Below are 17,691 nucleotides of genomic sequence, written 5' to 3' on the forward strand. Positions count from 1 at the left end.
ACTTCTTTCAGGCGCCGCGCAGTTCGTGATCCACGACGCTGACCCAGTAGGCGACGCCCAGCGGGATGATGTCGTCGTTGAAGTCGAAGTGCGGCGTGTGCAGGTTGGCGGAGGTGCCGTCCGGCCCATTGCCGCCGCCGATGAACATGAAGGCGCCGGGCCGCTGCTCCAGCATCAGGGCGAAGTCCTCGGCCCCCGTCACCAGCGCGTTGTTGGTGTTCACCGCCGCATCGCCCACCAGCGCGCGGGCGGCGGCGGCGGCGACATCGGTCTGCTCGTCATGGTTCACGGTGGCCGGCGTGCCGCGGCGATAGGTGACCTCGGCCGTCACGCCATAGGAGGCGGCGAGGCCGTGCGCGAGTTCGCCGATGCGCCGCTCCAGCAGATCCCGGATGGCCGGCGTGTAGCTGCGCGCCGTGCCGGTGACGGTCATCTCCGCCGGCATGACGTTGGCCGAGATGGGGGAACCACCCTGGATGGACCCCACGCTCAGCACCGCCGTCTCCACCGCCGGCACGTTGCGGCCGATGATGGTCTGAAGCGCGAGCACAAAATGCGCCTGCACGATGGTGACGTCGGTGGCCAAATGCGGCGTCGAGCCACCATGCCCGCCCGTGCCCTTGAAGGTGACGATGAAGCGATCGGACGCCGCCAGCGCCGGCCCCTTGCGGATGGCGAAGCTGCCGGCCGGAATGGTGGGCTTGTTGTGCAGCCCATAGACGGCATCCACCGGGAAGCGCTCGAACAGCCCGTCGGCGATCATCGCCTTGGCGCCGCCCCGGCCTTCCTCGGCCGGCTGGAAGATCAGGTGGACGGTGCCGGCGAAATCCTTGTGCTGCGCCAGGTAGCGCGCCGCGCCCAGCAGCATGGTGGTGTGGCCGTCATGGCCGCAGGCGTGCATCAGCCCCTCATGCTTCGAGGCATAGGGCTTGCCCGTGGCCTCGGGGATCTGCAGCGCGTCCATGTCGGCGCGCAGACCGATGACGCGCTGCCCAGGCCGCGTGCCCTTGATGGTGCCGACGACGCCGAGCTTGCCCACGCCCTCCGTCACCTCGATGCCCAGCGCGCGCAGTTCCTTCGCGACCAGCGCGGCGGTGCGGACCTCCTCCATGCCCAGTTCCGGGTGGGCGTGGATGTCCTGGCGGATGGCGGCCAGCTCGGGCTGCCATTGGCGCACGGTCTCGATGACGGAGGAATTCATGGGGCGGCCTCTCTTCGGCGGGAATGTCCCGCCCAGGATGAACCCTTCAGCGCCGCGCCACCAGCCGCGTGCCATCACTGCCCACCAGTTCCAGCCGGTCGCCGGTGAGGCGCGCGATGCGCCCGGTCTCGATCAGGCGCAGCACCACAGCCTCCTGCCCCATGGCGGGCTCGGGGCAGGCCATGCGGGTGGCGATGAGCGGGCCGGTGCGAAGCCGCCCCTCCTCCATGCGCCAGGACCCGCCGTAATTGTTGCAGGGGCCGCGCCCCGCGAGCCGTCCCTCCTCGAAACGCAGCGTGGAGGGGCGCGCGGGGGCGGCGCCGGCGATGCTCTCCAGCCGCCATTCGGGGCCCGTCAGCGTGGCGGGGGCGGGCGGCGTGGCGCAGGCGCCAAGTGTCACGGCAAGGGCGATGATGGCGTGGCGCATGGGTTCCTCCGGCAATGGCGCCACCCTACCACGTCTTGACCGCGCCCGGCGGCGCCCGCCACACCAACGGCATGACGACCCCCCTCGCCTTCCATTTCGACGTCCATAGCCCCTGGTGCTTCCTGGCCTCGCTCCGGGTCGAGGCCATCGCGGCGAAGCATGGCCGCGCGGTGGACTGGGTGCCGCTGCACCTGGCGCGGCTGATGGACCGCGTGGGCGGCCGCCGCCCGCTGGAGGCGAACCCGGCCTTCGTCGCCTGGTACCGGCAGGACTTGCAGGATTGGGCGACGCGGGCCGGCGTGACCCTGCGCCAGCACCCCGACTACCCGCTCCGCCCCGCCCGCGCGCTGCGCGCCTGCTGCTTCGCCCGGAGTGAGGGAAAAGGCGGCGCCTTCGCCCGCGCCGTGCTGGCCGCCTACTGGACCGAGGCCGCGCAGATTGATGACGCGGGCCTGCTGGGCGACCTGGGCGCCAGGGTGGGGCTGGACCGCGCCGCCGTCATCGCCGCCACCGGCGAGGAACGCTGGAAGGCGGAGGTGGAGGCGAACACCGAGGCCGCGGCCCAGTCCGGCATCTTCGGCCTGCCGGCCACCATCGCCGACGGCAAGCTCTTCTTCGGCAATGACCGGCTGGAGCTGCTGGACCTGTTCCTCACCCATGGGCGCATCCCCGGCCCCGAGCTTTCGGCGGCTGATTCACGGCCCCGGTGACACACCGGGGCCGATCAGACGCGGTCCTAGTCCGTCCCGAAGCACCGATCCCCGGCATCGCCGAGGCCGGGGACGATATAGCCATGCTCGTTCAGCCGCTCATCCAGCGCGGCGGAGAGGATGGGCACGTCCGGATGCGCCGCCTGCAAGGCCCGCACGCCCTCGGGCGCCGCCACCACACAGGCGAAGCGCACGCTGGTGGCGCCGGCCTGCTTCACCCGCGCGATGGCCTGGATGGCCGAACCGCCGGTGGCCAGCATCGGGTCCAGCACCAGCGCGCCACGCTGTGCCAGGTCACGCGGCAGCCGCACCACATATTCGCTGGCCTGGAGCGTCGCTTCGTCGCGCACCAGGCCCAGATGGCCCACGGGCGCATCGGGCAGCACCATCCGCGCGCCTTCCAGCAGCCCCAGCCCCGCGCGCAGCACGGCAACCAGGCAAGGCTCGGGCGCGGCCAGCACGGGCGCGTCCATCGGCCCTACGGGCGTCTCGATGCCGGCCATGGCCTCGGGCAGGTCGCGCAGGATTTCCGCGGTGAGGATGGCGCCCATCTCCGCCAGCACGCGGCGGAAGGTGGCGCTGTCCGTCTCGCGGCGGCGGATCAGGGTCAGCTTCGCGCGCAGGAGGGCGTGGCGCGGCACGCGGAAGGTCGAGTCCATGCGTGGCGGTTAACCTACAATCACCTCCGCCGGAAGTCTGGTGTCAGCGGTCGGTCAGCCGCAGCTCGATGCGCCGGTTGCGGGCGAAGGCCTCGGGCGTGGTGCCCTCGTCCAGCGGCTGGTGCTCGCCGAAGGCGGCGGCCGCCACGCGGCTGGCCGGCAGCCCGGCCTCGATCAAGAGGTTCACCACCGCGATGGCCCGCGCCGCCGAAAGCTCCCAGTTCGTGGCGAAGCGGGTGGAGCGGATGGGGTTGCGGTCCGCATGCCCGTCCACCCGCAACAGCCAGTTCACGCCGGGCGGGATGCTGGAGGCGATCTCGTTCAGCAGGCGCGACAGGGTGCGAAGCTGCGCCTGCCCCGTCGGCGTCAGGTCGGCCGATCCGGTGGGAAACAGCACCTCCGACTGGAAGACGAACCGGTCCCCCACCACCCGGATTTCCGGCCGCTCGCCCAGCAGGGCGGAGAGACGGCCGAAGAACTCGCTGCGATAGCCCTGCAAATCCTCCACGCGGGCCAGCAGCGCGGCGTCCAGCCGGGCCTGGAGGTTCTCCATCCGTGCGGCCGCATCGGCCTCGCGCGTGTCGGCCACGTCGAGCGCCGCGGCGAGCCGCGAAAGCTGGGCGCGGAGGTCGGTGATCTGCCGCACCAGCAGCCCCACCTCCTCGCGCGAGGCGGCGGCGACGGCCGCCTCGTCGCGCGCGCGCCCCTCAGCGGTGGCGGCGCGGGCGGTGGCGGCGGAGAGTTCGCCCCGCAGGGCACGCGCCCTGCCCTCCTCCAGCGCCAGCATCTCGGCCAGTTCCGCCACCTGGCGGTTCAGCGCGTCGAGCGCCCGGTCGCGGCTGGACAGTGCCGCCGAGAGAAAGCCCTGCCCCAGCGCGAAGACCAGCAGCGCGAAGATGATGACCATCAGCAGCGTGGACAGCGCGTCCACATAGCCGGGCCAGGCGTCGAAGCCCGGCGCCCCCCGCCGCGCGCGGCGCGCCATCAGCGCGGGCCTTCCGCCAGTGCCGCAAGGATGCGCGTGACTTCCTGGATCTCGGCGCGGATTTCGGCGGTGGATTGCTGGCGGCCCTGCGCCAGCTCCTGCACCAGCCCACCAAGCTGCGCCTCGATGGCGCGCAGATGGCCGCGATTCGCCTCCTCGCCGGTGGAAAGCCGCTGGTCCACGAGGCGCGCCAGCAGCATCTGGGTGGCGCGCATCTGCTCGGTCAGGATGGACATGCGCTCGGCCAGCTGGTGCAGGCCGGCCTCGTGCTGGGCGCGGCCTTCCTCGGCGCGGGCCAGCATGCCGGCCACGACTTCCAGGCTATGGGCATTGGCCTCCAGCAGGGCGGGGAGTTCCACCTCCCCCTCCAGCTCACCCCCCGATCCGGCCGAGAGGCGGGTCTGGCCGGCCAGCCAATCCTCCAGCTCGGTCGCGAAGCGGTTCTGCGCCTGCCCGGCCGTGAGGTCGAGGAAGCCCAGCACCAAGGCCCCCGCCAGCCCCAGCAGCGAGGAGGAGAAGGCCACGCCCATGCCCCGCAGCGGCTGCGCCAACCCGCCGCGCAACTGGTCGAACAGCGCGTTCACATCGCCCACGCCCAGCGTCATGGCGCCGATCACGTCGGCCACCGCGCCGATGGTCAGCAGCAGCCCCCAGAAGGTGCCGAGCAGCCCCAGGAAAATCAGCAGCCCGGTCATGTAGCGGGAGAGTTCCCGCGTCTCGTCCAGCCGCGAGAGGATGCCGTCCAGCACCGAGCGCAGCGAACCCGCCGAGAGGCTCAGCCGGTCCGAACGCCGCGCGGCCAGCATGCTGGCCAGCGGCGCCAGCAGCCGCGGCGTCTCGCGCGCGGGCGCCCCCTGGCGGGCGTTGCGGAAGGCGGAAAGCCAGGCCACCTCGTCGCGCAGCAGCAGCACCTGGCGGATGTTCCAGGCGATGCCGATGGCCAGCACGCCCAGGATCACGCCATTCAGCGCGGGGTTGGCCAGGAAGGCGGTCCAGAGCGTGCCGGCCAGCGGCAGGGCCGCCAGCAGGACCAGCGCCAGGAAGCCCAGCATGCGCCAGAGATATTGCAAAGGCTGCGTCATGGGGCGGGAGAGTAGAGGCTGGGCCCCGTCGCACCAAGCGAAGCCTCGCCGCGCGACCTGGGGGCGCCGCCGCGTGCCGGCGCCGCTCCTGGAGGTTGCCGGGCGAGCCCGCGACTCCGCCGGGCTTCAGCCGCGCGTGGCGCCCATGGGCAGGATGTCCACCAGGTCCTGCCCCGCCTCGACACGGCCGAGGGCGCGGATGTCCACCCGCGTCTCCGGCAGTCCGCCGGCCACGAGGCCCGCCCGCACGGCCAGACCCCGCCGCAGGGAGAGGCGGCGCGTGGTGGAGACGTCCTCATTCCCCGCCGCCTCGGCCCAGAGGGTGATGCGGCCGGTGGTCTCCCGCGCCAGATGGCCGCCCAGCCGCAGCAGCCCCAGGCGCTGGGCGGCGGTGGGGGACTCGGTGCCGGGTTCGAAGGCAAGGCGCCAGCCGCCGCCATTCATGCTGAGCAGGCCGCCAATCGCCACGGGCCGCGCCAGGGGCAAGGGGGCGGCCGGCGGCGGCGAGGTGGGCAGGCGCACGGGGGGCGGGGGCGCCAAAGCGGGGTCGGGCAAGGAAGGGTTTGGCTGGGCGCCGGCGGGCCGCGCCAGCAGCCCCGCCATCGCGGCCAGCAGCGCCCGGCGCGCGCGCATCCTCAGCCAGCCCCCATCAGCCGACCTCTGCGCGGCCCCGGCCGGCGGCGGCGGCGGCGATGCTGTCGGCCACGATCTCGCGCAGCTTGCCCTGAAGGTTCGGGTTGCCCGCGACCACATGGCCCTCCGCATAGGGGTCGCCGCCATCGGGCGCGGTGACATAGCCGCCCGCCTCGCGCACCATGACCAGGCCGGCCGCGATGTCCCACTTGTTGAGGCCGAGTTCCCAATACCCGTCATACCGGCCGGCCGCCGTCCAGGCGAGGTCGAGCGCCGCCGAGCCGAAGCGCCGCACGCCCGAGACCTGCGGCATGATCCGCACCAGCGCGTGGGTGAACTCCGCCTTGCGCGGCACCGAGGCGAAGGGGATGCCGGTGGCGAAGAGCGCCTCGTTCATCACGCGCCGGCCCGAGACGCGCAGCCGCTTGTCGTTGAGGAAGGCGCCCATGCCCTTCTCGGCCCAGAACAGCTCGTCCGAGGCGGGGTTGTAGATGACGCCGGCCATGATCTCGCCCGACGTCTCGCTCACGCGCTTCTCGATGCCGACCGAGATGGCCCAGTGCGGGATGCCGTGCAGGAAGTTGGTGGTGCCGTCCAGCGGGTCCACCACCCAGCGCCATTCCCAGTCCTTGTCGCCGCTGGCGCCGCTTTCCTCCATGAGGAAGCCGAAGCCCGGGCGGGCCTTGGAGAGTTCCTCGCGCAGCGTCTGCTCGGCGCGGAGGTCGGCCTGGGAGACGAAGTCGCCCGCCGACTTGGCCGAGACCTGCAGCGTCTCCACCTCGGTGAAGTCGCGCAGCAGGCGGCGCGACGCCTTGCGGCAGGCGGCGACCACCACGTTCAGCGCGGGCGACAGACGGGGGGAGTTGGCACCGGACATGGGAGAGCCTTGCGGAAGTGGGGGGCCGGGGGCGGTGCCCCCGGCGGGTGGGCCTCAGCCCTTGGCGCGCTCGACGTAGGAGGCGTCCTCGGTGCGGACCACGATCTTCTCGCCGGCCGTGATGAAGGGCGGCACCATGGTCTTCACGCCGTTTACCAGCAAAGCGGGCTTGTAGGAGGAGGAGGCGGTCTGCCCCTTCACCACCGGGTCCGCCTCGGCGATTTCCAGCGTGACCAGCTCGGGCAGGTCCATGGAGACCGGGTCGCCCTCGATGAGGCGGACGTTCACCACCATGTTCTCCTGCAGGAAGGGCAGGCGGTCGCCCAGGATGGCGCCGGGGACCTGCGTCTGCTCGAAGGTCTCGGGGTCCATGAGCACGAGGTTGTCGCCATCGGCGTAGGAGTAGGTGAACTCCTTGTCCTCGGTCGTCAGGCGCTCGACCACGTCGGCGGTGCGCCAGCGCTGGTCCTTCTTGGCGCCCGTCTTGATGTTGCGCATGTCCACCTGGATGATCGCGTTGCCTTTGCCCGGGATCATGATGTTCTGCTTGAGGATGGTGTAGCGCTGGCCTTCGAACTCGATGACCATGCCGGCACGCATCTGGTTGGCCTGCATCTTCGCCATGGGCGGGGGAACTCCTCAGAAGACCTGCGAACAAGGGGTGGCAAGCCCGGGCGGGCTTTCCGTGACGCGCTGTCTAGGCCACACTCCCCCTCCCGTGAAGGCCCTGGCGCCCGGCGGGCGTGGCCACGGCTTGCCTTCCGGCTGGCCGGCACGAGATGGAAGGGCCTGGTTCCGCCCCCGATGCAGCCCGACCCCCACGCCGACGACCCCCTGCTGCAACCCGACCCGCAGGCCCCGCTGCGCTGGCTCTTCCTCGATCTCAACAGCTATTTCGCCAGCGTGGAGCAGCAGGAGGACCCGGCCCTGCGCGGCCGGCCCGTCGGGGTCGTGCCATCGGAGGGCGAGAACACCTCCCTCATCGCCGTGAGCCTGGAGGGCAAGCGGCTGGGGCTGCGGACCGGCACGCCGGTGCATGAGGCCCGCCGCCTCTGCCCCGGCATCGCCCTGCGGCCCGCCCGCCACGCGCTCTATGTCGCCTATCACCAGCGGGTGCTGGCCGCGATCGAGCATCACGCGCCCGTCTCCCGCGCCTGGTCGGTGGATGAGTTCTCGGTGCGGCTCGCGGGCGCGCAGCGCCTGCCGGCGGGGGCGATGGCGCTGGCGCGCGCCATCCGGGCGGGAATCGCGGAAGATGTGGGGGCGTGCCTGCGCTGCTCCATCGGCCTCGCCCCCAGCTGGCGGCTGGCCAAGCTCGCGACCGAGCTGGAAAAACCCGATGGGCTGGTGGCCCTGCTGCCCCAGGACCTGCCTGCCCGCCTGCTCTCCATCGGCCTGCGCGAATTCCCCGGCATCGGTGAGCGGTTGGCCGCCCGGCTGGCGCGCAGCGGTGTGACCGATGTCCGGGGCCTGTGGGAGATGGGCCCCAAGCGCGCCCGCGCCGTGTGGAACAGCGTGGAGGGGGAGCGCTTCTGGTATGGGCTGCGCGGCGCGGACATCCCCGAGCCCCCCCTGCCCGCCCAGCCCGGCTCACTCGGCCATGCCCGCGTGCTGCCGCCCGAACTGCGCGACCCCGAGGGGGCCAGGCATGTGGCGCGGCTGCTGGCGCAGAAGGCCACCGCCCGGCTGCGGGCGGCGGGGTGTCTGGCCGGGCTCGTGGTGCTGGAGGCGCGGCCCGGGCGTTCCGAACCCGTGGCCGAGACGCTGCACGCCGCCCTGAAGCTGCGCCCGACCGATGACGAGCGCGCGGTGCTGGAGGCGGTGGAGGCGATGTGGCGCGCCTGGCTCACGCGGCCCGCCGCGCCGCGCCGGCTGCGGCATGTGAGCGTGACGCTGGCCGAGATCGTCTCGGCGCGGGAGCATGCGGCCGCGCCCGACCTCTTCGCCGCCGGCCCGCCCGCCGGGGGTGAGGAGGCGCCTGATTCCGCCACCGGCTCGGCCCCTGGGTCAGCATTGGGCGCCGCACTCGACCGGGTGCACCAGCGCTTCGGCCGCGGCAGCCTGACCATCGGCGCGGCCCCGCGCGACTGGGAATCCTATGCGGGGGAGAAGATCGCCTTTTCGCGGGTGCCGATGCGGAAGGGCTGAAGCTTATCCGTGAAGGGCGGGCTTGCGGGAATGTCGCCTCGCCGCTAGAGACCCACCGCGCGCTGCCGTAGCTCAGTGGTAGAGCACTCCCTTGGTAAGGGAGAGGTCAAGAGTTCAATCCTCTTCGGCAGCACCAGCGCCCCCTCACATCCCGAACATCCAGCCGAAGCCCGCCATCAGCATCCAGCCCACGCTGCCGATGATGGACAGCGCCAGCGCGATGCCCGCGATGCCGAACATCGCCCCGCCCAGGATGGTGAAGGTGTCCTCCTCCATCATCCCCATCGCCATGATGAGGCAGGCCAGCGAGGGCGGCCCGTTGGTGAAGGGCAGCGGGATCACCACGATGCAGGCCAGCAGCACGCCATAGGCGCCGATCACCCGGTCGCCCAGGCGGGAGGTGACGATGGAGGGGCGCGGCCGCACCCAGCGCTCCACGCGCTTCAGCCAGGGCAGCGCCCGGCTCGTGATCATCCGCAGGTCCGACCGCTTCATGGAACGGCGCGTCAGGAAGGCGGGCAGGCGCGGCGTGGGCAGCCCATAGGCCAGCTGCGCGCAGATGATCATCAGCGGAAAGCCGAAGATGGGGCTGAGGCCCGGGATGTAGATCGGCAGCAGGTTCGGAAGCGCGAACAGCACGATCAGGATGCCATAGCCGCGCGGCCCCAGCGATTCGATCAGCTCGCCCAGCGTCACCCGCTCGGTCGGCCAGTCGCGCGCGATGATGCCGATCAGCTCGGAAATCGGGACCGGGTGTTCCGCCTGCAGCGCCGCCTCGGCGCTCTCGGGCCCGGCATGGGTCACTTCCGCCGGCCCCGCATGCGGGCCGGATTCCCTGGGCGCGCCCTGCGCGCCCGGCTCGGATGACGTGGTGATGACGCTCGCACTCCCCGGGACCGCCGCGCGCTCATACTGCAACGCAGCCATGTCCTGCCAGAAAAACCTTGCATTGACCGATGGGCGATACAAGCCCCGTCTTTGCCTTCATCTGGCGATCCCGCGCGATCCGTGCCACCCCCCCCTAGCCCCCGCTGGGGCCGGGCGGCCCCGCGCCGCCCCGGAGAGGAGGAACACCCATGACCACCGCCGCGCCATCCCATTGGCCGGGCGAGATCCTCGCGGCCTTCAAGGCCCAGGATGTGCGCCTGGTGCCCTATGTGCCCGACAACGTCCTGCGCCCGCTGATCGCGGCCATCGAGGCCGACCCGCACTTCACCGCCTTCCCCTGCGCGCGCGAGGAGGAGGCGATCGGCATCGCCGCCGGCGCCGTCATGTCGGGGATGCGCGCCGCCTGCCTGATGCAGACCTCGGGCTTCGCCACCCTGCCCAACGCGCTCGCCTCGCTGGTCTGCGCCTTCCAGCTTCCGGTGGTGATGGTGGTGAGCGAGCGCGGCACGCTGGGCGAGTTCAACCCCGGCCAGGCCATCGTCTGCCGCACCATGCGCCCCATCCTGGACAGCATGGGCATCGAGCACCACACGCTCTCGCGCCTCGACGAGTGCGGCTTCCAGGCCGACCGCGCGCTGCGCCAGGCCTTCGCCACGCGCTGGCCCGCCTGCCTCATCCTCTCGCCGCTCCTGACCGCGAGGCCGCAATGACCCGCCCCGAAACCCTCCGCTCCAATACCCAGGTGATGAACCGCGCGGCGCTGACGAAGCGCATCGTGGGCAAGCTGCACAGGCGTGAGGCCGTGGTGGGCGGCATCGGCAATTCCAACTGGGACCTCTGGGCGGCCGACCCGGCGCGGCCCGAGAATTTCTACATGCTGGGCAGCATGGGCCTGGCCGCGCCCATCGCGCTGGGCGTGGCGCTGGCCCAGCCCGACCGGCGCGTGCTGGCGCTGGAGGGCGATGGCTCCCTGCTTATGCAGCTGGGCTGCCTCTCCACCATCGCGGCACGGGCGCCGCGCAACCTCGTCATCGTGGTGTGGGACAACGCCATCTACCAGATCACGGGCGGGCAACCCACGCCGGCCGCGCAGTCGGGCACGGACTGGGTGGCCATCGCGCGCGCCAGCGGCATCGCGCAAAGCCACTGGGCGGCGGACGAGGCGGAGTTCGACGCGTTGATCGAGACGGCGCTGACCACCGATGGTCCGCATCTGATTGCGGCGCGAATCGACGACGAGCCCGGTCGCAGCCAGACCGACCGCGATCCGGTGCGCTTCGCCCAGGCCTTCGCCCGCGCCATGGCGCTGCCCGTGGGCTGATAACTTCGGATGAAAAAAATGGCCGGAACCCGTGGGGGTTCCGGCCAAAGGAGAGAGGATGCCGGAGGGGGGGAACCGGCACCCTGCGCCAAGCCCGCCCGCGAGGGGCGAAATGGCACAATCCGGCGGCACCGGGCCCGCGGGAAAGCCGCGAGGACCTGACGGGGCGGGCTCCACCCTCCCCTGCCCGGCGAGCCGGACGAGGGAGTGGGGGGGGATCTGGCGGAGACATCCACCGCACCACCGGAATGATACTGCATCAACGACGCGCCGGCTGCCGCGTTGCATCAGCCGACGCGACTTTCTCTCCCCCCACAACAGCCGCCCGCGACCCCGGCCAAGGACCACCCATGCCCGACGTGCAGATCAGCCATCGAACGGAATACGCCTATCAACGTCCGGTGGGCCTGATGCCGCACCGGCTCATGCTGCGTCCCCAGGACAGCCACGACCTGCGGCTGCACGAGGCCACGCTGACGGTGGACCCGCCCGCCGCCCGCATGCGCTGGGCGCACGACGTCTTCGGCAATTCCATCTGCCACCTGGAATGGGACGAGAACCTCCGCACGCCTTATCTGCGCATCGTCTCGGAGCTGGCGCTGACCCATTACCCCGCCGGAACCTCGCTGCGGCGGGAGGCGCTGGATCCCCTGGCCGAGCTCTACCCCTTCTCCTACGCGGCCGATGAAATCCCGGACCTGGCCCGCCTGACCGAACGCCAGCTGCCCGACCCCGAGCGCCAGGTGGATGCCTGGGCGCGTCGCTTCGCCGCGCGCGAGGGCGGGGTGCACACGCTGGGGCTGCTGGAGGAGATGACGCGCGCCATCAAGGCGGAGTTCACCTATGTGGGGCGCGAGGCCGAGGGCACCCAGGCCCCGGCCGAGACGCTGTCCATGGGCAGCGGCACCTGCCGGGACTTCGCCGTGCTGATGATGGAGGCCGCGCGCAGCCTGGGCTTCGCCGCGCGCTTCATCACAGGTTACCTCTACGAGGAGCCGGACGCCCCCAACCAGGGCGCCGGCGCCACCCATGCCTGGTGCGGGGTCTATCTGCCGGGGGCCGGTTGGGTGGAATATGATCCGACGAACGGCATCATCGCCGGGCAAAACCTCATCCGGGTAGGGGTGACACGCACCCCCGCGCAGGCCATGCCGGTCGCCGGCGGCTTCGTGGGGGACCCCTCGGACCCGCTGCCTCTCACGGTGGAGGTCCAGGCCAGGGCGGTGCCGGCACCGCACGGCACGCCGGGAGGCCAGAGCAACTGACGGCGGAATACCGCCGCACGAAAGGCGGCGCCGGCATCCCTCGGCGCCCGCATTCGGGAGATGACCACCAGTGCCCCTCGCGCTCATTGCGTTTCTTGGACTGCTCTTCGCGCTGATTCCCGCCGGCATCGTCCAGGTGCAGCTGGAACGCGAGGCGCGGGACACGCGCACGCGGGACCTCGAGGCCCAGGCCATGCAGCTGGCGAGCCTGGTGGGCCGCCAGGTGGCCAGCACCCTGGAGAGCGCGCGCCACACGCTGCGGACCATGGCCGCGCATGAGGATGTGCGCCGCCTGGAGGCCAGCGCCGCCTGCGACCTGTTCCTCCAGCGCGTGGTGGCCGTGGCGCCGCGCTATGCCACGGCCAATGTCTTCGACCGCGAAGGGAACGCGCTCTGCGCCTCCAACCCGGCCGTGCTGTCCACCAATGTGGCCGACCGCCCCTATTTCCAGCGCACCCTTCGCTCGGGCCGCATGGAGCTCGGTGAGTTCGCCACGGGGCGGGCCAGCGGCCAGGCCTCGCTGCACATGAGCCAGCCGCTGATGGGCGCGGATGGCGAGGTGGCCGGCGTGCTCGTCATCGCCATCTCGGTCGGGTGGCTGAACGATGAATTGCAGGCCCTGCTGCTGCCCGAGGGCGGCGTCGCCGTCATCGCCGACCGCGCGGGCAACGTCGTCGCGCGCTCCGCCGCGCGGGAGCGCTTCGTGGGCCGCCCGCTCGGCGCCCAGGGGATGACCATGCTCCGTGCCCGCGCCCCGGGCGTGATGGAGGCCACCTCGCTCGACGGCGTGGTCCGCACCGTGGCCTACCTGCCCGTGGAGATCGAGCCCGAGGGTCTCTTCGTCGCGGTCGGGCTCGACACCGCCAGCGCCATCGCCGCGCAGGAGGACGCCAATGTCGAGGCGGCGGTGATGGTGGTGGGATCGCTGCTGCTGACCTTCGTGGTGGGCCTCGTCTTCTTCAACGCGGCGGTGGACAGGCCGGTGCAGCGCATGCTGCGCGCGGCCAACCACTGGGCGCGGCAGGACTGGGGCGCGCGCGTGGGCCATATCCGCGGCGGGCGGGAATTCCAGCGCCTGGCCGCGGCCCTCGACAGCATGGCGGATGCGGTGCTGACGCGCGAGGCGGCGCGGCGCCGCGCGCTGACCCGCATGGAGGCGGTGGTGGGCGTGGCCCCGCAGATCGTGATGACCGCCGACCGCGCCGGCCATGTGGACTGGACCAACCCCTACTGGCAGGAGCTGACGGGCTTCGACAACGCCCGCAGCCTGGGGCTGGGCTGGATGGACGCCACCCACCCCGAGGACCAGCCCGGGCTGCGCGCGGCCTGGGACGCCATGGTGGCGAGCGGCCTGGGCGATGGCGCGCAGGGGTTCAGCCATGAGGTGCGGCTCTGCCGCGCGGAGGACAAGCAATGGCGCTGGCACCTGATGAAGGGCGCGGCCATCCGGCATGATCCGTCGGAGATCGCGGCCTGGGCCATGGTCGGCATCGATTTCCACGAGCTGCGCGTCATCCAGGCCCAGGCCGAGGACACGGCGGCGCAGCTGCGCGCCACCTATGAGAACGCGCCGGTGGGCCTTTGCCTGGTGGACCGCGACCTGCGCTTCATCGCCATCAACGACATGCTGGCCGCCATCCATGGCGTGCCAGTGGCCGACCATATCGGGCGGACGCTGTCCGAGGTGGCGCCCGACATGCCGCCCGTCATCGAGGAGGCCATGCGCCGCGTGGTCGCCACGGGGGAGCCTGTGGAGGAGCTGGAGGTCACCTGCGAGGTGGACGGCCAGCCCCGCTTCTGGCTGGCCAGCTACCGGCCCATCCGCGGCAGTGACGGCTCCATCACCTGCGTCACCGGCTCGAAGGTGGACATCACGGCGCGCAAGCGCGTGGAGGAGAGCGAGCGCCTGCTCTCGCGCGAGGTGGACCACCGCGCGCAGAACGCCCTGGCCGTGGTGCGCGGCCTGATCCGCCTCTCCGCGGCCGACGCGCCCGATGACGTGCCGGCGCTGGTGGAGGTGCTGGAGGGGCGGATCGCGGCGATGAGCCGCGCGCACACCCTGCTCTCGCGCGAGAAATGGGTGGGGGCCGAACTGAGCGAGATCGTGCGCGAGGAATTCGCCCCGCAATCGGGCCGCATCCATGCCGAGGGCCCGCCCGTGCGCCTGACGGCCGAGGCCGCGCAGCCGCTGACCCTCGTGCTGCACGAACTCGTGACGAATGCGCTGAAATACGGCGCGCTCTCCGTGCCCGAGGGGCAGGTCACGCTGCGCTGGACGCGCCAGCAGGACAAGCTGCACATGCAGTGGTGCGAGGAGGGCGGGCCGCCCATGGTGCAGGCGCCGCTGCGCCGCGGCTTCGGCACCCGGCTGATCGACGCCAACATCCGCGGCCTGCTGGCCGGCGACATCGAGCGCGACTGGGCCGAGACCGGCCTGCGCTGCACCCTGGTGCTGGGCGCGGAGGCGCTGGCCGGCAGCCGTTTCGTGACGGGGCTGCGCGAGACCTCGCCGCTCGCCGGCCGGCGCGTGATCGTGGCGGTGGAGAACGCGGGCGAGGCGCGGAGCCTCGCGGGGCTGCTGCGCGCCTCGGGCTGCGCCGTGCTCGGCCCCGCCACCAGCATCGAGGAGGCGGTGGAACTCATCGAGGCCGAGAAGCGCGTGGACGCGGCCGTGCTGTCGGGCACGCTGCAAGGCCGCTCGGCGCAGCCTCTGGCGCAATTGCTGCGGCGCCGCGCCTCGGCGCTGCTGTTCCTCAACACGCTTGGCCTCGACAACGAGAGCGACGAGGCGCCGCCGCGCATGCTGCGCCCGCCGCACACCGCCGAGGGCATCCGCCGCGCGCTGGTGGAGGCGTTGGAGGCTTCGCGAAACGATAGCTGAGCCGGTCGCGCTGCAACCGGACAGGGGCGCGCACGTTGCTTCTCCAGACAGACGCAGAAGGAGAAGCCGACATGCGCAAGCTTTCCAACATTGGCCCGAAGCTGGCCCTGGGCCTCATTCTCGCCGGCGGCCTCGCCGCCTGCGGTCAGACGCAGGGCGACCGCCTGCTCTCCGGCGCGGGCCTGGGCGCGGCCGGCGGCGCGGCGATCGGCGCCGCCACGGGTGGCAGCCCGCTGGCCGGTGCCGCGATCGGCGGCGTGGCCGGCGGTGCGACGGGTGTGCTGACCAGCCCCCGTGACGTGAACGTCGGCCGTCCGGCCTGGCGCTGAGCTTCGACATGAGCACGACGAAGAAGAGCCCCGCCGCCAATGACGCGGCGGGGGGCATCGCCTCCGCCCTGACCGGCTATGTCGCCGACACCTATGTGCTGATGGCCAAGACCCAGGCCTGCCACTGGAACGCGACCGGTCCGGGCTTCATCGGCATGCACCAGCTGACCGAGGCGCAGTACAAGGAGCTGTTCATCGCCGTGGACGAGCTGGCCGAGCGCCTGCGCGCCCTGGGCGAGCCGGCCCCGCGCGGCCTGACCGCGATGCTGGACCTCGCCACGCTCGATGAGCTGGAGGGCAAGGTGGACGTGGCCGGTGCCTACCGCACCCTGGCCGACGACAACACCAAGATCGCCGCCCGCGCGCGCGAACTGGCCGAAGCCGCCGAGGAGGCGGAGGACATCGCGACCCACGACATGCTCGTCCACCGCATCGAGGTGCACGAGAAGGCTGCCTGGCTGCTGCGCAGCCACGTCGCCTGACCACACACGACAACGCCCAAGACGACATGGGCCAAGGAGAATTTCCATGAGCGATTTCCGCAATGATCCGCCCCGCGTGGGCACCGCCGGCACCACCACCGGCTCCACCAGCTTCGACCCGCATGCCGAGATCACGGCGCTGCGCGAGAAGGTCGAGGCGCTGATGAGCGAGCGCGTCTCGCCCGCCATCGGCAGTGCCGTGGGCTCCGCCGAAGCGGCGGCCCATCGCGCCACCGACGCGGTGCGCCACCAGGCCGAGAACCTCAGCGACTTCGTGCATGAGAAGCCGCTGATGGCGATGGCCTCGGCCGCGCTGGCCGGCTTCGTCTTCGCGCTGCTCGTGCGGCGCTGAGAATGCGAAGCCTGCGGCTTCTCGAGGTCGCGGCGCAGGCGGAAGCACTCCGCCTGCGCTGCCAGGCGGCCGGCATGGCGCGGTCCGCCGCTCTTGCGGCGGTCGCGGGGCTGTTCGGCCTGTTCATGCTCGCGCTGCTTCATCTCGCGGCGCTGCTGTGGCTCGCCGAGGATCACGGGGAGTTGCGGGCGGCGCTCTATGTCGCCGCCGCCGATGCGGTGATCGCGGGGCTCTTCCTCCTCGTGGCGCGGCGCAACAAGTACCGGCGCGCGGCCGATGAGGCGCTGGCGATCCGGCGCGACAGCCTGCGGATGGTGCGCCAGTCCTCTCCCGTGGGCGAGGTGGCGAACATCATTCCCTGGCGTGGCCTGGCGGTCGGTCTGGCTGGCCGCGTGGGCGTGGGGATCGGGCGGAAACTTCTCTTCGCCGTCTTCGCGCTGATCTTCGGGCGTCGGCGCAGGCGCCGCTGATTCAGTCGGCGCAGTCGCCGCCAGGAGCGGCGGCGCCCCCTCCCCACCCGTGCCGCGGCCGGTGCCCCCGGTCGCGGCCACATGCGCTTCAGTCGCATTCAAAACATTGAAAAACCTTGGAAACCAAGCTCAAGCCCGAGCGTTTCCTGTGTGTGGGTCCCTTCGAGGCCTGCCAGACAAGGAGAACACCATCATGCGACGCAACATCCTGACGCCGGCCGCCCTGGCTTCCGCCCTGCTCGTGGCGCCGATGCTGGCTCATGGCCAGACCGCGTCCTCCCCGGCCGGCGGTGGGCCGACCATGACGCAGACCTCCCCGCAGGGCGTGACGCCCGGCCAGCCCGCCCCGCCGACCGCCGGCACCGCGCCGGGCATGACGCCGGGTGGCGCCATCGGCCAGACGCCGGGTGGCAACATTCCCGGCACCACGCGGGGCACGAACGCTCCGGCCGCCGGCATGACGGCCCCCGGCACGACCGCCGGTGTCGGCGCCGCCTTCCCGGCCGGTTCCGCCGTGATGGCGCGCCCGCGGATGAGCCAGATCATCGGCGCGAACGTCTACAACGACGAGAACGACAGCATCGGTTCGGTGGATGACATCATCCTGGTGCCGCCCGCGGGTGCCGCGGCCGCCGGTGCCGCCGCGGGTGCGGGCCGTGGTCCGCTGGCCGTGATCCAGGTGGGTGGCTTCCTGGGCCTGGGCGGCCGCCTGGTGGCGGTGCCGCTGACGGACCTTCAGTGGAACGCCGAGCGTGAGCGCGTGGTGCTGCCGGGTGCGACCCGCGACGGCCTGCGCGAGCGTCCGGAGTTCAACTACGACAGCGTGCGCACCAGCAGCCGCTGATCGAACGGGGGCCGCTTCCTTCGGGGGGCGGCCCCTTTTTCATGCCCGGCTTTTTATGCCTCGCCGGACCGGTTTCCCATCTACGCTGCCCTCGCTCGCAGGACATGAAAAAGGCCCCGCGTCGCCGCGGGGCCTTT

General features: G+C 72.0%; 20 protein-coding genes and 1 tRNA gene. 12 read left to right on the top strand and 9 right to left on the bottom strand.

The window, feature by feature from the left end:
- Positions 1–7: 7 nt before the first annotated feature.
- Entirely contained in the window at positions 8–1,201 is a 1,194-nt protein-coding gene (locus GGQ83_RS11575) for a M20 aminoacylase family protein (protein WP_184384087.1), read from the bottom strand.
- A gap of 46 nt (positions 1,202–1,247) precedes the next feature.
- The gene (locus GGQ83_RS11580; RefSeq protein ID WP_184384089.1) at positions 1,248–1,628 is read right to left on the bottom strand and encodes an META domain-containing protein; all 381 of its coding nucleotides are present in this window, start codon (positions 1,626–1,628) and stop codon (positions 1,248–1,250) included.
- A 71-nt stretch (positions 1,629–1,699) separates the two neighbouring features.
- Between GGQ83_RS11580 and GGQ83_RS11585 the strand changes: the two genes are divergently transcribed.
- Positions 1,700–2,338: a 2-hydroxychromene-2-carboxylate isomerase gene (locus GGQ83_RS11585; RefSeq protein ID WP_184384091.1), complete on the top strand. Its 639-nt coding sequence runs from the start codon at positions 1,700–1,702 to the stop codon at positions 2,336–2,338.
- Positions 2,339–2,364: 26 nt separating this feature from the next.
- On the opposite strand, the gene upp is transcribed toward GGQ83_RS11585, so the two are convergent.
- The 6 genes from upp to efp all read right to left on the bottom strand — a co-directional run bounded on the left by upp (position 2,365) and on the right by efp (position 7,198).
- Positions 2,365–2,997, bottom strand: coding sequence for a uracil phosphoribosyltransferase (gene upp / locus GGQ83_RS11590; protein ID WP_184384093.1), 633 nt, complete (start codon positions 2,995–2,997; stop codon positions 2,365–2,367).
- A 43-nt stretch (positions 2,998–3,040) separates the two neighbouring features.
- Entirely contained in the window at positions 3,041–3,982 is a 942-nt protein-coding gene (locus GGQ83_RS11595; RefSeq protein WP_184384095.1) for a peptidoglycan -binding protein, read from the bottom strand.
- Positions 3,982–5,064, bottom strand: a complete 1,083-nt coding sequence (locus GGQ83_RS11600; protein ID WP_184384097.1) for a flagellar motor protein MotA — start codon at positions 5,062–5,064, stop codon at positions 3,982–3,984. Before GGQ83_RS11600 ends, GGQ83_RS11595 begins: the two co-directional genes overlap by 1 nt.
- A 126-nt stretch (positions 5,065–5,190) precedes the next feature.
- Positions 5,191–5,697 (bottom strand): hypothetical protein, encoded by a 507-nt coding sequence (locus tag GGQ83_RS11605; protein ID WP_184384099.1) that lies wholly within the window; start codon positions 5,695–5,697, stop codon positions 5,191–5,193.
- Positions 5,698–5,713: 16 nt separating this feature from the next.
- Positions 5,714–6,574, bottom strand: a complete 861-nt coding sequence (locus GGQ83_RS11610) for an inositol monophosphatase family protein (protein ID WP_184384101.1) — start codon at positions 6,572–6,574, stop codon at positions 5,714–5,716.
- A 54-nt stretch (positions 6,575–6,628) separates the two neighbouring features.
- Positions 6,629–7,198: an elongation factor P gene (efp, locus tag GGQ83_RS11615; protein WP_184384103.1), complete on the bottom strand. Its 570-nt coding sequence runs from the start codon at positions 7,196–7,198 to the stop codon at positions 6,629–6,631.
- Between the two features lie 180 nt (positions 7,199–7,378).
- Here efp and GGQ83_RS11620 point away from each other — a divergent pair, with 180 nt between their 5' ends.
- Positions 7,379–8,722 (top strand): Y-family DNA polymerase, encoded by a 1,344-nt coding sequence (locus GGQ83_RS11620; protein ID WP_184384104.1) that lies wholly within the window; start codon positions 7,379–7,381, stop codon positions 8,720–8,722.
- A 61-nt stretch (positions 8,723–8,783) separates the two neighbouring features.
- Positions 8,784–8,858, top strand: a tRNA-Thr gene (locus GGQ83_RS11625).
- Positions 8,859–8,866: 8 nt separating this feature from the next.
- Here GGQ83_RS11625 and GGQ83_RS11630 read toward each other — a convergent pair.
- A complete protein-coding gene (locus GGQ83_RS11630) occupies positions 8,867–9,649 on the bottom strand; it encodes an exopolysaccharide biosynthesis protein (RefSeq protein ID WP_184384106.1) in 783 nt (260 codons plus the stop codon).
- 149 nt (positions 9,650–9,798) lie between these two features.
- Between GGQ83_RS11630 and GGQ83_RS11635 the strand changes: the two genes are divergently transcribed.
- The 9 genes from GGQ83_RS11635 (at position 9,799) to GGQ83_RS11675 (ending at position 17,554) form a co-directional block, all read left to right on the top strand.
- Positions 9,799–10,320 (top strand): thiamine pyrophosphate-binding protein, encoded by a 522-nt coding sequence (locus GGQ83_RS11635; protein ID WP_184384108.1) that lies wholly within the window; start codon positions 9,799–9,801, stop codon positions 10,318–10,320.
- Positions 10,317–10,931, top strand: a complete 615-nt coding sequence (locus GGQ83_RS11640; RefSeq protein WP_184384110.1) for a thiamine pyrophosphate-dependent enzyme — start codon at positions 10,317–10,319, stop codon at positions 10,929–10,931. The genes GGQ83_RS11635 and GGQ83_RS11640 overlap by 4 nt, the downstream gene beginning before the upstream one ends.
- Before the next feature lie 350 nt (positions 10,932–11,281).
- The gene (locus GGQ83_RS11645) at positions 11,282–12,196 is read left to right on the top strand and encodes a transglutaminase family protein (RefSeq protein ID WP_184384112.1); all 915 of its coding nucleotides are present in this window, start codon (positions 11,282–11,284) and stop codon (positions 12,194–12,196) included.
- A 70-nt stretch (positions 12,197–12,266) separates the two neighbouring features.
- A complete protein-coding gene (locus GGQ83_RS11650; RefSeq protein WP_184384114.1) occupies positions 12,267–15,077 on the top strand; it encodes a PAS domain-containing protein in 2,811 nt (936 codons plus the stop codon).
- Positions 15,078–15,148: 71 nt separating this feature from the next.
- Positions 15,149–15,406 carry a hypothetical protein gene (locus GGQ83_RS11655; protein WP_184384116.1) on the top strand — a complete coding sequence of 86 codons (258 nt, stop codon included), beginning with the start codon at positions 15,149–15,151 and terminating at the stop codon, positions 15,404–15,406.
- Between the two features lie 8 nt (positions 15,407–15,414).
- Complete coding sequence (locus GGQ83_RS11660) at positions 15,415–15,888, top strand: Dps family protein (protein WP_184384118.1); 474 nt, start codon at positions 15,415–15,417, stop codon at positions 15,886–15,888.
- A gap of 46 nt (positions 15,889–15,934) precedes the next feature.
- A complete protein-coding gene (locus tag GGQ83_RS11665) occupies positions 15,935–16,240 on the top strand; it encodes a hypothetical protein (RefSeq protein WP_184384120.1) in 306 nt (101 codons plus the stop codon).
- Between the two features lie 2 nt (positions 16,241–16,242).
- The gene (locus GGQ83_RS11670) at positions 16,243–16,710 is read left to right on the top strand and encodes a phage holin family protein (RefSeq protein ID WP_184384122.1); all 468 of its coding nucleotides are present in this window, start codon (positions 16,243–16,245) and stop codon (positions 16,708–16,710) included.
- A 193-nt stretch (positions 16,711–16,903) separates the two neighbouring features.
- On the top strand, positions 16,904–17,554 hold the full coding sequence (locus GGQ83_RS11675; protein ID WP_184384124.1) for a PRC-barrel domain-containing protein: 651 nt from the start codon (positions 16,904–16,906) through the stop codon (positions 17,552–17,554).
- Positions 17,555–17,691: the final 137 nt, after the last annotated feature.

It is taken from the genome of Roseococcus suduntuyensis (assembly GCF_014196305.1).
GTDB lineage: Bacteria > Pseudomonadota > Alphaproteobacteria > Acetobacterales > Acetobacteraceae > Roseococcus > Roseococcus suduntuyensis.

Excerpts from the sequence above, each read along its gene's own strand:
- GGQ83_RS11575 (WP_184384087.1), bottom strand. The coding sequence starts at position 1,201 with ATGAATTCCTCCGTCATCGAGACCGTGCGCCAATGGCAGCCCGAGCTG.
- GGQ83_RS11580 (WP_184384089.1), bottom strand. The coding sequence starts at position 1,628 with ATGCGCCACGCCATCATCGCCCTTGCCGTGACACTTGGCGCCTGCGCC.
- GGQ83_RS11585 (WP_184384091.1), top strand. The coding sequence starts at position 1,700 with ATGACGACCCCCCTCGCCTTCCATTTCGACGTCCATAGCCCCTGGTGC.
- upp (WP_184384093.1), bottom strand. The coding sequence starts at position 2,997 with ATGGACTCGACCTTCCGCGTGCCGCGCCACGCCCTCCTGCGCGCGAAG.
- GGQ83_RS11595 (WP_184384095.1), bottom strand. The coding sequence starts at position 3,982 with ATGGCGCGCCGCGCGCGGCGGGGGGCGCCGGGCTTCGACGCCTGGCCC.
- GGQ83_RS11600 (WP_184384097.1), bottom strand. The coding sequence starts at position 5,064 with ATGACGCAGCCTTTGCAATATCTCTGGCGCATGCTGGGCTTCCTGGCG.
- GGQ83_RS11605 (WP_184384099.1), bottom strand. The coding sequence starts at position 5,697 with ATGCGCGCGCGCCGGGCGCTGCTGGCCGCGATGGCGGGGCTGCTGGCG.
- GGQ83_RS11610 (WP_184384101.1), bottom strand. The coding sequence starts at position 6,574 with ATGTCCGGTGCCAACTCCCCCCGTCTGTCGCCCGCGCTGAACGTGGTG.
- efp (WP_184384103.1), bottom strand. The coding sequence starts at position 7,198 with ATGGCGAAGATGCAGGCCAACCAGATGCGTGCCGGCATGGTCATCGAG.
- GGQ83_RS11620 (WP_184384104.1), top strand. The coding sequence starts at position 7,379 with ATGCAGCCCGACCCCCACGCCGACGACCCCCTGCTGCAACCCGACCCG.
- GGQ83_RS11630 (WP_184384106.1), bottom strand. The coding sequence starts at position 9,649 with ATGGCTGCGTTGCAGTATGAGCGCGCGGCGGTCCCGGGGAGTGCGAGC.
- GGQ83_RS11635 (WP_184384108.1), top strand. The coding sequence starts at position 9,799 with ATGACCACCGCCGCGCCATCCCATTGGCCGGGCGAGATCCTCGCGGCC.
- GGQ83_RS11640 (WP_184384110.1), top strand. The coding sequence starts at position 10,317 with ATGACCCGCCCCGAAACCCTCCGCTCCAATACCCAGGTGATGAACCGC.
- GGQ83_RS11645 (WP_184384112.1), top strand. The coding sequence starts at position 11,282 with ATGCCCGACGTGCAGATCAGCCATCGAACGGAATACGCCTATCAACGT.
- GGQ83_RS11655 (WP_184384116.1), top strand. The coding sequence starts at position 15,149 with ATGCGCAAGCTTTCCAACATTGGCCCGAAGCTGGCCCTGGGCCTCATT.
- GGQ83_RS11660 (WP_184384118.1), top strand. The coding sequence starts at position 15,415 with ATGAGCACGACGAAGAAGAGCCCCGCCGCCAATGACGCGGCGGGGGGC.
- GGQ83_RS11665 (WP_184384120.1), top strand. The coding sequence starts at position 15,935 with ATGAGCGATTTCCGCAATGATCCGCCCCGCGTGGGCACCGCCGGCACC.
- GGQ83_RS11670 (WP_184384122.1), top strand. The coding sequence starts at position 16,243 with ATGCGAAGCCTGCGGCTTCTCGAGGTCGCGGCGCAGGCGGAAGCACTC.
- GGQ83_RS11675 (WP_184384124.1), top strand. The coding sequence starts at position 16,904 with ATGCGACGCAACATCCTGACGCCGGCCGCCCTGGCTTCCGCCCTGCTC.